Annotated in this window: 12 protein-coding genes; 11 read left to right on the top strand and 1 reads right to left on the bottom strand. The window is 66.6% G+C overall.

What is annotated here, in order from left to right:
- The first annotated feature begins 1 nt into the window (after position 1).
- The 9 genes from nuoL (at position 2) to LRP66_RS07110 (ending at position 9,837) form a co-directional block, all read left to right on the top strand.
- Positions 2–2,122 carry an NADH-quinone oxidoreductase subunit L gene (gene nuoL, locus LRP66_RS07150; protein ID WP_443026666.1) on the top strand — a complete coding sequence of 707 codons (2,121 nt, stop codon included), beginning with the start codon at positions 2–4 and terminating at the stop codon, positions 2,120–2,122.
- Between the two features lie 7 nt (positions 2,123–2,129).
- A complete protein-coding gene (locus tag LRP66_RS07145; RefSeq protein ID WP_230481848.1) occupies positions 2,130–3,692 on the top strand; it encodes an NADH-quinone oxidoreductase subunit M in 1,563 nt (520 codons plus the stop codon).
- Positions 3,692–5,155 carry an NADH-quinone oxidoreductase subunit NuoN gene (gene nuoN, locus LRP66_RS07140; protein ID WP_230481814.1) on the top strand — a complete coding sequence of 488 codons (1,464 nt, stop codon included), beginning with the start codon at positions 3,692–3,694 and terminating at the stop codon, positions 5,153–5,155. The genes LRP66_RS07145 and nuoN overlap by 1 nt, the downstream gene beginning before the upstream one ends.
- A gap of 5 nt (positions 5,156–5,160) precedes the next feature.
- Positions 5,161–5,865: a biotin--[acetyl-CoA-carboxylase] ligase gene (locus LRP66_RS07135; protein ID WP_230481813.1), complete on the top strand. Its 705-nt coding sequence runs from the start codon at positions 5,161–5,163 to the stop codon at positions 5,863–5,865.
- 10 nt (positions 5,866–5,875) lie between these two features.
- Positions 5,876–6,655: a type III pantothenate kinase gene (locus LRP66_RS07130; protein WP_230481812.1), complete on the top strand. Its 780-nt coding sequence runs from the start codon at positions 5,876–5,878 to the stop codon at positions 6,653–6,655.
- Positions 6,656–6,796: 141 nt separating this feature from the next.
- A complete protein-coding gene (locus LRP66_RS07125; RefSeq protein WP_230481811.1) occupies positions 6,797–8,431 on the top strand; it encodes a ribonuclease J in 1,635 nt (544 codons plus the stop codon).
- 3 nt (positions 8,432–8,434) lie between these two features.
- Positions 8,435–8,710, top strand: a complete 276-nt coding sequence (locus LRP66_RS07120; protein WP_230481810.1) for a DUF1467 family protein — start codon at positions 8,435–8,437, stop codon at positions 8,708–8,710.
- A gap of 1 nt (position 8,711) precedes the next feature.
- Entirely contained in the window at positions 8,712–9,437 is a 726-nt protein-coding gene (locus LRP66_RS07115) for a helix-turn-helix transcriptional regulator (protein ID WP_230481809.1), read from the top strand.
- 31 nt (positions 9,438–9,468) lie between these two features.
- A complete protein-coding gene (locus tag LRP66_RS07110) occupies positions 9,469–9,837 on the top strand; it encodes a VOC family protein (RefSeq protein ID WP_230481808.1) in 369 nt (122 codons plus the stop codon).
- 61 nt (positions 9,838–9,898) lie between these two features.
- On the opposite strand, the gene LRP66_RS07105 is transcribed toward LRP66_RS07110, so the two are convergent.
- On the bottom strand, positions 9,899–12,202 hold the full coding sequence (locus tag LRP66_RS07105) for a hypothetical protein (RefSeq protein WP_230481807.1): 2,304 nt from the start codon (positions 12,200–12,202) through the stop codon (positions 9,899–9,901).
- A 102-nt stretch (positions 12,203–12,304) separates the two neighbouring features.
- Here LRP66_RS07105 and LRP66_RS07100 point away from each other — a divergent pair, with 102 nt between their 5' ends.
- Positions 12,305–12,598 carry an Hpt domain-containing protein gene (locus LRP66_RS07100; RefSeq protein ID WP_230481806.1) on the top strand — a complete coding sequence of 98 codons (294 nt, stop codon included), beginning with the start codon at positions 12,305–12,307 and terminating at the stop codon, positions 12,596–12,598.
- A 68-nt stretch (positions 12,599–12,666) separates the two neighbouring features.
- Positions 12,667–13,851, top strand: a complete 1,185-nt coding sequence (locus LRP66_RS07095) for a hypothetical protein (protein WP_230481805.1) — start codon at positions 12,667–12,669, stop codon at positions 13,849–13,851.
- The last annotated feature ends 19 nt before the right edge of the window (positions 13,852–13,870 follow it).

Here is a 13,870-nt window from a genome sequence, read left to right as displayed (position 1 = left end):
GTTGATCCTCGCTATCGTCTTCCTGCCGTTGCTGGCCGCCGCCATTGCGGGGTTCGGCAACAAGGCCATCGGGAACGTGCCCGCCAAGGTCGTCACGACCGGCGCGCTGTTCATCTCCTGCGCTCTCTCCTGGCCGATCTTCATCGGCTATCTGTCGGGCGCCAACGTCGCGACCGTCACGCCGGTGCTCCACTGGATCACCAGCGGCGACATGTCGGTCGACTGGGCGCTTCGCGTCGACTCGCTGACCGCGATCATGCTGGTGGTCATCACCAGCGTCTCGGCGCTCGTCCACCTCTATAGCTGGGGCTATATGAGCGAGGAGCCGGATCAGCCGCGCTTCTTCGCCTATCTCTGCCTCTTCACCTTCGCGATGCTGATGCTCGTGACGGCGGACAATCTGGTCCAGATGTTCTTCGGCTGGGAAGGCGTGGGTCTCGCGTCCTACCTCCTGATCGGCTTCTGGTTCCGCAAGCCCTCGGCCAATGCGGCCGCGATCAAGGCGTTCGTCGTCAACCGCGTCGGCGATCTCGGCTTCATGCTCGGCATCTTCGGCACCTATCTGGTGTTCAAGACCGTCTCGATCCCCGAGATCCTGTCGGCCGCGCCGACCATGGCGGGTTCGACCATCGGCTTCCTGGGGCATCGGTTCGACACGATGACCGTGCTCTGCCTGCTGCTGTTCGTCGGCGCGATGGGCAAGTCGGCGCAGCTTGGCCTCCACACCTGGCTGCCGGACGCGATGGAGGGCCCGACCCCGGTGTCGGCGCTGATCCACGCGGCGACCATGGTGACGGCGGGCGTGTTCATGGTGTGCCGCCTGTCGCCGATGTTCGAGACATCGCCGACCGCGATGGGCGTCATCACCGTGATCGGCGCCTGCACCTGCTTCTTCGCGGCGACCGTCGGTACGGTGCAGACCGATATCAAGCGCGTCATCGCCTATTCGACCTGTTCGCAGCTCGGCTACATGTTCTTCGCGGCGGGTGTCGGCGCCTATGGCGCGGCGATGTTCCACCTGTTCACCCACGCCTTCTTCAAGGCGCTGTTGTTCCTGGGTGCGGGCTCGGTCATCCATGCGATGCATCACGAACAGGACATGCGCTATTATGGCGGTCTGCGTCGCCACATCCCCGTCACCTTCTGGGCGATGATGATGGGCACGCTGGCGATCACCGGCGTCGGTATCCCGGCCCTGTTCGGCAACCCGATGGCGTTCGGTTTCGCGGGCTTCCACTCGAAGGATGCGATCATCGAAGTGGCCTATGCGGGCGGTTCGGGCTTCGCCTTCTGGGCGGGCGTGATCGCGGCGCTGCTGACCAGCTTCTATTCGTGGCGCCTGATGTTCCTGACCTTCTGGGGCAAGCCGCGCTGGATCGCGTCGGAGCATATCCAGCACGCGCTGCACGATGCGCATGGTCACGGCCATGACGATCATGCGCACGCCCATGATGCACATCATCATGACGAGGCGCACCACAATGTCGCCCATGCCGAGGACGCCGGTGACGAGCCGCACGTCCATGGCAAGTCGCAGACCGACCTTCCGGAAGGCACCGGCGGCTATCATCCGCATGAAAGCCCGCTCGTCATGCTGATCCCGCTGATCGTCCTGTCGATCGGTGCGATCGCGGCGGGCTTCGTCTTCCACGGCTGGTTCATCGAGCCGGAGTCGGGCGAGAGCTATTGGAAGGGCGCGATCGCGTTCAACGAGCATCTGATGCATTCGATGCACGGCGTGCCGGTGTGGGTGAAGCTGTCGGCGACGGTGGTGATGCTGCTCGGCCTGCTGACCGCGTATCTGACCTATATCCGCGCACCGGAGTTCCCGGCCAAGTTCGCGGACCAGTTCCGCATCCTGTACCGCTTCCTCCTCAACAAATGGTATTTCGACGAGATCTACCATTTCCTCTTCGTGCGTCCCGCCTTCGCGATCGGCCGGTTCCTGTGGCACCGTGGCGACGAGAAGACGATCGACCGTTTCGGCCCCAATGGTGTCGCCTGGCTTATCCAGCAGGGCAGCAAGGGTGCGGCGCGCTTCCAGACGGGATACCTTTACAGCTATGCCTTCGTCATGTTGATCGGCCTGACCGCGGCCGTCACCTGGGCCATTTTGGGTTGATCGCGTGATGCAGGGCTTCCCGATCCTCTCCGTCATGCTGGCGGTCCCGGCTGTTGCCGCGATCGCCTGCCTCTTCCTCACCGCGCAGGGGGCACGCCTGCTGGCGCTCGCCGCCACGCTGATCGACTTCGCCCTGGGCATCCTGCTCTGGACGCAGTTCGATGTGGGCGGCGCCCAGTGGCAGTTCGTCGAACATGCCCCCGGCATCTTCGGCCCGTTCGGCTGGTCGCTCGGCATCGACGGCTTCGCGCTGCTGCTGATCATGCTCAGCGTGTTCCTGATGCCGATCTGCATCGGCGCCAGCTGGCGTGCGATCGACAAGCGGGTCCCGGAATATATGGGCCTGTTCCTGTTTACCGAGGTGCTGATGATCGGCACCTTCGCGGCGCAGGACCTGTTCCTCTTCTACGTCTTCTTCGAAGCCGGCCTGATCCCGATGTATCTCATCATCGGCATCTGGGGCGGGGCGAACCGCATCTACGCGTCGTACAAGTTCTTCCTGTACACCCTGCTCGGCTCGCTCCTGATGTTCGTCGCGATGCTCTACATGGCGCGCACGGCGGGCACGACGTCGATCCCGGCGCTGCTGGCCTATGACTTCCCGGCTTCGGTGCAGACCTGGCTGTGGATCGCCTTCTTCGCCTCGTTCGCGGTCAAGATGCCGATGTGGCCGGTCCACACCTGGCTTCCCGATGCGCACGTCCAGGCGCCGACGGCGGGTTCGGTCATCCTGGCGGGCGTGCTGCTGAAGCTCGGCGGTTACGGCTTCCTGCGCTTCCTGCTTCCGATGTTCCCGGAGGCGAGCGGACAGCTGACCTGGCTGATCTTCGCGCTGTCGGCGGTGGCGGTGATCTATGCCTCGCTGGTCGCGCTGGTGCAGTCCGACATGAAGAAGCTGATCGCCTATTCGTCGGTCGCGCACATGGCGATCGTGACCATCGGCCTCTATGCCTTCAACCAGCAGGGCATCGAAGGCGCGATGATCATGATGCTCAGCCATGGTCTGGTGTCGGGCGCGCTGTTCCTGTGCGTCGGCGTCATCTATGACCGGCTGCACACCCGAGAGATCGCGCGCTACGGCGGGCTGTCGATCAACATGCCCAAATATGCCGTGCTGTTCCTGTTCTTCACCATGGCGTCGATCGGTCTGCCGGGCACCAGCGGCTTCGTCGCCGAGTTCCTGTCGCTGATGGGCACCTATCAGGTGTCGACCTGGACGGCGTTGCTCTGCACCACGGGCATCATCCTGGGTGCGGCCTATATGCTCTACCTCTACCGGCGTGTCGCTTATGGCGAGATCAAGTCGGATGAGGTCGCGGCGATGCCCGACCTGTCGAGCCGTGAGCTGTGGCTGCTGGCGCCGATCGCGGCGGTGACGCTGTGGATGGGCGTGTATCCGGAAAGCTTCCTCGCGCCGATGCGCAAGGACGTGGCGATCCTGTTGCAGCGTGTCGATCGCGCCAACCCCGGTTCGGACAGCCGCCCGACCGCCGGTAACCCCGCGCTCGCGACCACCCATGCCCCGGAGCGCCAAGTCGCGCACCAAGCTGCGCACGGGGAGGCGCACTGATGAGCTATTCGTTGAACCTTTTGATGGTCCTGCCCGAGCTGGTGCTGAGCCTCGGCGCGATCGCGCTGATGCTCGTCGCCGCCTGGGGGGGCACCGCCTCGACGCGGGGTATCTCGATCGCGGCGGTGTTCGTGCTGGCGGGGGCGATGGTCGCGCTGGCCGGACCTGCCACCACCGGCGGGCTCGCCTTTGGCGGGCTCTACCGCGCCGACGCCTTTGCCGGTTTCGCCAAGGTGCTGATCTATCTGGCGACCGCCGTGGCGATCATCATGGCGCCGCGTTTCTTCGCCCGCTCGCCGGGTGAGGATCTGCGTCCCGAATATCCCATCCTGATGCTGCTCTCGTCGGTCGGCATGGGCATGATGGTGTCGGCGGGCGACCTGCTGACCCTGTATGTCGGTCTCGAACTGCAGAGCCTGTCGGCCTATGTGCTGGCGAGCTTCATGCGGCGCGATGGACGTTCGGCGGAAGCGGGCCTCAAGTATTTCGTGCTTGGCGCGCTCGCGTCGGGCATCCTGCTCTACGGCATTTCGCTGGTCTACGGCTTCTCGGGCTCGACCGATTTCGCGCAGATCGCGGGTGCCTATGGCCGCGACGCGGCGATGGGCACGCGTTCGCTGGGCCTGATGTTCGGTCTGGTGTTCGTGTTCGCCGGCCTGGCGTTCAAGATGTCGGCGGTGCCGTTCCACATGTGGACCCCGGACGTCTATGAGGGTGCACCGACCCCGGTGACGGCCTTCTTCGCCTCGGCCCCCAAGGTCGCCGCAATGGCCCTGGCGGTGCGCGTCGCCGTCGAGGCGATGGGCTCCGCCGCGCAGCAGTGGCAGCAGATCGTGACCTTCGCCGCGCTCGCGTCGATCATCCTGGGTGCGGTCGCGGCGATCGGGCAAACCAACATCAAGCGGCTGCTCGCCTACTCGTCGATCAACAATGTCGGCTTCGCGCTCATCGGTCTGGCGGCCGGTACGGCGCAGGGTGTCGCGGCGGTGCTGACCTACCTGACCATCTATGTCGTCATGACGCTGGGTGCGTTCCTGATCGTCATCCGGATGCGCGACGAGAATGGCAATCCGCTCGAGTCGATCGCCAGCCTGTCGGGTCTGTCGCGCACGCGTCCGGCAATGGCCTGGGCCATGGCGTTCTTCATGTTCTCGGTCGCGGGCATTCCGCCGCTGCTCGGCTTCTATGCCAAGTTCGCGGTGTTCAACGCGGCGGTCGCGGCGGGCCTGTTCCCGCTGGCGGTGATCGGCGTCGTCGCCTCGGTGATCGGTGCCTATTATTACCTGCGCATCATCAAGACGATGTTCTTCGATGAACCCGCTGGCGCCTGGGACAATAGCGATGCCCAGCCGGTCGAAAGCGGCCTGATCGCCCTGTCGGCGCTGTTCGTCTCGCCGGTCGGCTATCTGGCGATCCCGCTGCTGGGCGCCTGGTCGCTGGCAGCCGCTCGGGCGCTGTTCTGAGCCGATTGCTGCACGTCCCGGAAACGGGATCGACCAATGCCGATCTTCGCCAGCTTGCGGACGCTGGCGGCGAAGACGGTCTGTGGCTCCGCGCCGACCGCCAGACGGCGGGGCGCGGACGCCAGGGGCGGGACTGGTCCTCGCCCTCGGGCAATTTCCATGGATCGACCCTCGTGCGGTTGCGCCCCGGCGATCCGATGCCCGCGACGCTGGCGCTGGTCGCGGCTGTCGCGATGGAGGAGGCGGTTCGCGCCTCGCTCCCGGAGATCGGCGCGCGGCTCAGTCTCAAATGGCCCAACGACCTGCTGATCGATGGAGCGAAGCTGTCGGGTATTCTTCTGGAGCGGACGGGTGATGCGATCGTCATCGGCATGGGGATCAACCTGGCGTCGGCCCCGCAGCTTCCCGACCGCGCCACGACCGCGCTGTGCGATCATGGCGTCGCTGTCGCGCCCGCGACGATGCAGGCGCGCCTCGCCGACGCGATGAGCCGCTGGGTCGCGACCTGGCGTGAGGACGGCCTGGCCGCGATCATCGCGCGCTGGGAGGCGCGGGCGCATCCGCGTGGTGCTGTTCTCACCGCGCGGCTTCCCGACGGACAGGTGCTGACCGGCACCTTCGACGGTTTGGCGAGCGATGGGGCGTTGCGGCTCGGCTTGGCGGACGGCGCAAGCCATGTCATCCACGCCGGTGACATCTTCCTGGTCTGAAGGACGAACCATGCTGCTTGCGATCGATGCCGGGAATACCAATGTGGTCTTCGCGCTGCTCGACGGGCGGACGATCAAGGGGCGCTGGCGCATCGCCACCGATCCGCGCCGCACCGGCGACGAATATGCGGTCTGGCTGAGCCAGTTGCTGGCGCTGGAAGGCTATGCGCGCGAGGACGTCACCGGGGTCATCATCGCCACGGTCGTGCCGCGCGCGCTCCACAATCTGCAGGTGCTGGCCCAGAAATATTTCAAGGTCGATCCGTTGATCGCCGGTCGAGCGCCCGTCGACTGGGGGATTGCGATCGACGTCGACGAGCCCGCCTCGTTGGGTGCCGACCGCGCGGTCAATACGATCGCGGCGCATGAACTCCATCCCGGCGATCTCATCACCATCGATTTCGGCACCGCGACGACCTTCGACATCAGCGACTATCAGGGGGCGTATAAGGGCGGGATCATCGCGCCAGGCATCAACCTGTCGCTCGACGCGCTGGTCACCGCCGCCGCCAAGCTGCCGCGCATCGCGATCGAGGCGCCCGCCAGCCGCAGCGTCATCGGCCGCAACACGGTCGACCAGATGCATATCGGCATCTTTTGGGGCTATGTCGCGATGATCGAGGGGCTGGTCGCGCGGCTGAAGGCGCAGGTCGGCCGCCCGGTCAAGGTGCTCGCCACTGGCGGGCTGGCCGCGCTGTTGAGCCCGCATACCGATGTTTTCGACCATATCGAGCCCGATCTGACCATTCAGGGGCTGGCGATCCTGTGGGAACGGGCCCATATTCGGTAGACGAGTTTCGGAACGGACAGCCCGCGAACAGACCGCCGGGCGTCCGGATCCGCGAAAGAATGACCGCGCCCTGACCGGCGCATCCCTAATGCCCCATGGCTCCGCTTTCAGCGGGGAGGGGTTTCCATTGTCAGGAAGTGAATGACTCCCAAGAAAGAATTGCTGTTCTGCGCGCTCGGTGGATCGGGCGAAATCGGCATGAACGTGAACCTGTACGGCACCGAAGGCAAATGGGTGATGGTCGATTGCGGCATCACCTTCGCCGATCCGGCCTATCCCGGCATCGACGTGATCCTGCCCGACCTCAGCTTTATCGAGGACCGGCTGGACGATCTGGTCGGCATCGTGCTGACCCATGGCCATGAGGACCATATCGGCGCGCTCCCCTATCTCGCCGAAGATCTGGGCGTGCCGATTTACGCTACCGCCTTCACCGCCGGGCTCGTCCGCGGCAAGCTGGAGGAGGAGGGCAGCGCCAACCGCGTGAAGCTGCGCGTGATGGAGGCGGGGAAGGCGTTCGAGGTCGGCCCGTTCGACTTCACCTTCGTGCCGCTGTCGCACTCCATCCCAGAAGCCAATGCGCTGTTGATCGAGACGGCCGTCGGCCGCGTCTTCCATACCGGCGACTGGAAGCTCGACCAGACCCCCGTCATCGGCAAGCCCGCCAGCCCGGCGCAGCTTTCGTCGATCGGCGACCGTGGCGTCGACATACTGGTCTGCGACTCCACCAACGCCTTCAATACCGAGGCATCGGGCTCGGAAGCCAGCGTCCGCCCCGGCATTGCCGAAACGGTCGCCAAGGCCAAGGGTCGGGTGGTCGTCACCACCTTCGCCTCCAACGCCGCGCGTCTCGTGACGCTGGGCGAGGTCGCCAAGGAGACCGGGCGCAAGCTGTGCGTCACCGGCCGCTCGCTCGACCGGATCCTGAAGGTCGGCAAGGCCTGTGGGTACTTCAAGGGCTTCCCCGAGACGGTCGACCCGGAGACCGCGATGCGCCTGCCCAAGGACCGCGTGTTGATCGTCGCCACCGGTGGCCAGGGCGAGCCGCGCGCGGCGCTGTCGCGTATCGCGGAGGGCAGTCACACGATCCGGCTCGACACCGGTGACACGGTTATCTTCTCGGCCCGCCAGATTCCGGGCAACGAAACGGCGGTCGGTCGGATCCAGAACATCCTGGCGGGCAAGGGCGTCCGCATGGTCACCGAGCGTCAGGCGCATGTCCATGTCTCGGGCCATCCCGGCCAGCCCGAACTGGCGCAGATGTACAAGTGGCTGCGCCCGCGCACGCTGATGCCGGTGCACGGCGAGATGCGGCACATGATGGAACATGCCCGCTTCGCCACGACCCAGGGCGTGCCGCAGACCATCGTCCAGTCGGATGGCGACATGGTCCGCCTGCTTCCGGGCAATGCGACCAAGATCGGCAATGTGCCGGTCGGGCGCCTGGTGCTCGACGGCGACGTGATCCTCCCGTCGGACGGCTCGACCATGAACGAGCGGCGGAAGCTGGCGATCAATGGCCAGATCTCGGTCGGTGTCGCGGTCGCCAAGGGGCGGCTGGTCGGCCATCCGCAGATCCGCGTGCAGGGTGTGCCGGTCGAAGACGAACGCGATGCCTTCATCGCCGAGGCGATCGCCGCCGCCGCCAAGGCGGTGGACGGCCCACGTCGCGCCACCGACAAGCTGCGCGAGGATATCCGTCTGTCGGTGCGCAAGGTGGCGACGCGCTGGACCGGTAAGAAGCCGATCGTCGACGTCCTGCTGATCGAGGGCTGAGCCATGCACTGGACGTCGGCCCTCGCGATCTACGTCCTGTTCTGGTTCCTCGCCGTGTTCCTGGTCCTGCCCTTCGGGGTCAGGACCACGCACGAGGCGGGCGGGGTCCATATCGTCGGCACCGCCGAAAGTGCGCCGCATGTCTTTCTGATCGGGCGCTTCTTTCTGCGCACGACGATCGTCGCGACGGTGATGTTCGTCCTGTTCTACCTGAACTATGTCTATGGCTGGATCACCGCCGACATGCTCGACTGGAGTGGGGTGAGCGGACGCGTCTGACATGGCGCGCGCGCCCCGGCTGTTCGATCTTCTCCATCTGCTCCACCGCCAGAGTGGCGTCGTGTCCGGGCGGCATCTGGCCGAGCAACTCGGCATTTCGCTGCGTACCCTGTACCGCGATATCGCGACGCTTCAGGCGATGGGTGCCGATGTCCAGGGCGCGGCGGGGGTCGGTTATCGGCTGAGACCGGGTTTCGTGCTGCCGCCGCTGCGTTTCCCGATCGAGGAGGTCGAGGCGCTGGTCCTCGGCGCCCGCTGGGTCGCGGAGCGGGCGGATCCGGCCATGGGGCAGGCGGCGCGGAGTGCGGCGACCCGGATCATGCGCGCGATGACGGCGGAGCAGGCCGATGCAATGCGCGACACGGCCCTGTTCATTGCTTCGCGCGCCGAACCTTATGAAGCGGCGGTCGCCCCGGCCTCCTTGCGCGCCGCGATCCGGGCGGAGCGCCGATTGTCGCTGCTCTATCGCGATGGCGAAGGGCAGGCGTCCGAACGGATCATCTGGCCGATCGCGATCGCGCTGTTCGACCGCGCCGACGTCCTGCTGGGCTGGTGTGAGCTGCGCGGCGCCTATCGCACGTTCCGCATCGACAGGATCGTCACCGCCCGGACCTTGCCCGAGCGCTACCCCCGTCGTCGCGCGGTCCTGCTCCGCGAATGGTGCGAGGCTGAGGGCATCCCGCAGGAGCGTTTCCTGCTGACGGAAACTGACGCGGCGGTCGGATAGGCGGTGCTCCTCTCGAACGAAGGAGCCTTTCATGTCCGGTCCCACCACCACCATTTTGCTGCACGTCGCCGATATGGACGCCAGCATCGAATTCTATCGCGGGATATTGCAGCGCGAGCCGGTCGATGTGGGCGACGCCTTCACCCTGTTCGTGATGGACTCCGGCACGACCCTGGGCCTGTGGCGTCGCGATGTGATCGATCCGCCCGCGCATGGCACGACCGGGTCTATCGAATTGGGTTTCCGGCGTGGCCATGACGCGGTGGATGCCTGTCACGCGGAATGGCTGGCGCAGGGTGTTGCCATTCTGATGCCGCCGACGGATCGGCCGTTCGGGCGGAGCTTCGTCGCGCTCGATCCCGATGGGCATCGGTTGCGGGTCTATGCCTTGAACGGGTGAGGGGTTCCGTTGGCCTTCGCGTTCGCACTGGGCGAAGTCGAGGTGCACGGGACTCCCCCCTTTACCGCAACCGCTCGATCGCCTGCGCCAGCGCCACATACAGCTTGCCCATGTCCGACGACAGCAACGTCACGCCCAGCGGCGATCCGTCGCGCTGGGCGAGCACGCCGCGCAGCATCGCTTCGAAATCGTGGATGTAGCGGTTGACGTGATCGCGGAACTTGGCGTTGTCGTCATACAGGTCGGCAATGTCGCGCGCCTGCTGCGCGTCGAGGATCCGCACCGCGCGGCGCGTGAAGACACCGCGATCTCCCTTCAGATACGCGGCCCAGGCGCTGTCCGCCACGTCGGGCGCATAGATCTTGGCGATATCGATCGATGCCGAATTGAGCGACTCGACCAGCAACGACGCGCGCCGCGCGAAATTGTCGCGTTCGGCGTCCTCGCGTTCGGTACGCGCCTCGTCCAGCCGGGTTTCCACCGAGGCGGTCTTCTGGTCGATCAGCGCGGCCTGCTCCGCCAGCCGCTCGGTGGCACGCGTCGCGGCGTCCACCGCGCTCTGCGTCGCATCGACGATCGCGTGGATCTGTCGCTCGACGGTATCGCCGGTCGCGCGGCGCATCGCGTCGGCGCTGGCCTGCGCGAGCGACTCCGCCGCCTGGGGGATCACCTCGGCCAGCGTCTCGCGCGCCTTTTCCGCCGCCGTCGCTGCGGTCTCGCGGACACGAAGCAGCGCATCGACCAGCTTGGGCGCGGCGTCGTCGGCAAAGCGATGCGATCGATCGATCGTCTCCTCCACCATCATGCCCAGCGCATCGGCCTTGGCACGCCCGGTCGACAGCGTCTCGATCAGCGACCCCGACAAGCTCTCCAGCGTGCGGCGCTGCTCGGCGATGACATCGGCGATCGCCTCGATCGCCTCATGCGTGCTTTCCGCCGCCGCGACCAGCGCGAGCAGTTCGGGTTTGGTCTGCACCACGATCTCGTGGCTGCCCAGGATTCGTTCGTCGAGCCGGGTCAGCGCCTCGGGCAGCGTCTCGTCCATTTCGCGCGCCGCCGCGTCGAGCGCGATCAGCAAGGTCTCGGTCGTGCCGATGACCCGATTGGCCATCTGCTCGCCAGCCTCGAGCGCGCCGGTCATCGCATCGGCCGAGCCGCCCAGCGCGCTGATCGAGGCGGCCAGCATCTGCGATTTTTCGGTGCCCTGCGAGTGGAGCAGGCTGATCCGCGTCTCGACCCGTTCCAGCTCGCCGTCGAGCGAGCGGATCATCGCCTCGCCCGCCGCGCGTTGCAGGTCGAGTTCCTCCGTCAGGCGGGCGACCGCCGCGTCCACCGTGACGATCCGCTCGGCCAGCGCATCGGCGCTGTCGCGCGCCGCGATGTCCAGCGCAGCCTGGTTCGCCCCGACCATGGCGAGCATCGCTTCGCCCTGCGCGGCAAGTCCCTGACGCGACTGGTCCAGCGCCTCGGATGTCCGGTCGAGCAATGCGTCGATCGTCATGGCGACCTGCCCCGTCACGCTTTCCAGATGTTGGCTGGCGGTGCGGCTGGTCGTCTCCATCTGTTCGATATGATGCGCCAGTCGCATGGCCGCACCGCTGGCGATCGTGTCCGCATCCTGTCCCCGCCGCCCCAGCGCGACCAGTTGCGTGTCGAGTGCGGCGACATGCCCCTGGGCGGCATGTGCGACCTCCGCGAGCCGGTCGCTCGCGTCGGTGACATCCTCGGCGGCCAGCGGCAACGCGCGCAGCAGCGGCACCAGTCCGGCCTGGCTGGTCGCGGCGATATCGGCCAGGGTCCGGCCATGCGCCTCGACGAGTTGGATGTCGGCGGCAAGGTCGTGGGCCATCGTCGTGAAGTGGTTTTCGGCCGATTGCATCATATCGGACAGGGTTTCGGCTTGCGTCGCCAGAACGGCGCGATTCGCATCCAGCGCCTGGCCGATCGCGCGTACCGCCAGTTCGAGTGCGGTCGCCTCGTCACGCATGTCACGCGCGGTAGCGGCAAAGCGGCGCTGCTCGGCCCGGCTGCTCCGCTGACCGATCATCCACAATATCGCGATCCCGATCGGGCCGATCAGCGCGAGGATGAGGATAGGGGGCAGCGTTACGATCGTCAGCTCGCTGGCGTGCATCGCGGCCCAGGCCGCGATGGCGCCGATCCACAGGATTATGCCCGTCATCGCAAGGAGTAGTGGCCAGCGCGGGGCCTCGTCGGCGGGCACGGGCTCGGCAATGGGGCCGTCGTCCAGCCATGGGCTGTCGGTCGGGGGCTCGGCATGAGCAGAGTATGAGGCGGCGATGTCGAGCGCCTCCTCCGGCATGTCCGACCTGTCCTGACGCTCTGCGCGCAAATCCACGATCATCAAGCCCCCCGTGTCACAATGGGTCGGTTTATCACGTTTGCCGGACGCGGGAAGCGATTTGCGCTATTCCGTGCCCGAGAGCTTGCGGTTTATGAGGGGACAATGACCTACGAACACGGAACGATCGACTCCGCTTTGGCGGCAGTTGCCGGGGATGATGCCGCCATCATCCAGGATTTGCGTCGCGCCTTTGTCGAGGGCGTGACCCGCGCGTTGGAGGTCATGCGCCAGGCGGCCGACGGTCAGGAATGGCGCGAAGCGGCGCTACGGCTGAAGGGGCTGGCGGCGAGCGTCAACGCGCTGCCGCTGATGACCCTGGCCGCGCAGGCCTCCGAGCGCGAGCATCGCGACGCGGCGCTGCTCGACCAGATCGGTAAGCTCGTCGCCCGACTTTGAAGGACTTGGCGCCGATCGCGCGCCGGTCGGGGCTGGCAAGGACGGCATCAACCGCCTAACAGCGGGCGATGCTGTCCGGTCTTCTTTTCGCGATTGACGACGCCGACGACCGCCCGGGGCGGTTGACGGCAACCTTGCCCTTCGCTGGCGTCACGCTGATCGAATATCAGGCGCGGCTGCTTCTTGCCGCGGGGGCGGCGCAGATCATCATCGTCGTCGCGCGCCTGACGCCCGAGCTGCTCGGCGCGATCGCCCGCATCGCCCAGCGCGGCGTGGTCGTCGACACGGTACGCAGCGCGGTCGAGGCGGCGGAGAAGCTTCATCCGCTATCCCGTCTGATCGTGCTGGCCGACGGCCTGATCACGACGGAAGACGTGATCGCGCTGGTCCTGCGCGACACCGGTCACGATTCACTCGTCGTCGTGCCCGAGATGGGCGCCGAGGCGGGGCTGGAACGGGTTGGCGGCCAGATGGCCTGGGCGGGGGTCGCGCGCGTCGATCCGCGCCGGGTCGCCGAGGTCGCGGCGCTGCCGCGCGACTATGACCTGCAATCGACGCTGCTGCGGCTGGCGGCGCAGGCACATGCCACGCACATCATGCTGCCCGGCGACGCGCTGAAGGCGGGCCACGGCATCGTCCACCGCGCCGAGACGCTCGATGCGCAGGGGCGCGCGGTGGTCGCGCGACTGGTGTCGGGGCGGCGGAGCTGGTTCGATCGCTATATCCTCGCGCCGATCGCCCGGCTCAGCCTGCCGCGTCTGGTCGAGCGTGCGGTTCCCGCGCATGTCGCGGGCGGGGTCGGTGCGGGGCTGGGCGCGCTGGGGTTGCTCCTGATCGGGCTCGGCTTGCCCGCTATGGGCCTGCTGGTGACGATCGCCGGGACGTTGGGCCTCGGGCTGGGCGAGACGCTGGCGGGTTTGCGCGACGAGCAGGGCGCGGTCCGGGCGCATTCGGCCGCGATCGCCGGGCTGGCGGCGCTCGCCATCGCGGTGCTCGGCTGGCAGCATTATCGGCTCTGGTCCGACGATCTCGGTCCGGTGTTCGCCATCACCTTGATCATTCTCGCCATTCTTACCGAGCGTGCGGCGCTGTACCGGTTTCGACGGCGCTGGTGGGCCAGTCCGCCGGCCTATCTGCTCGTCGTGCTGCCCGCGACGATACTCGGCGTGACGCTGGGTGGACTGGTGCTCGCGGGCATCTACGCAATCGTCACTTTGGCGTCCGCAATCGAGACATTGCGCGCGCAAGTTTAGTGTCGCTTTAACATCAAAG

Source organism: Sphingomonas sp. Leaf21, assembly GCF_916858675.1.
Taxonomy (GTDB): domain Bacteria; phylum Pseudomonadota; class Alphaproteobacteria; order Sphingomonadales; family Sphingomonadaceae; genus Sphingomonas.
The sequence above is the reverse complement of the archived record's forward strand: the minus strand, read 5'-3'. Positions and strand labels throughout refer to the sequence as shown.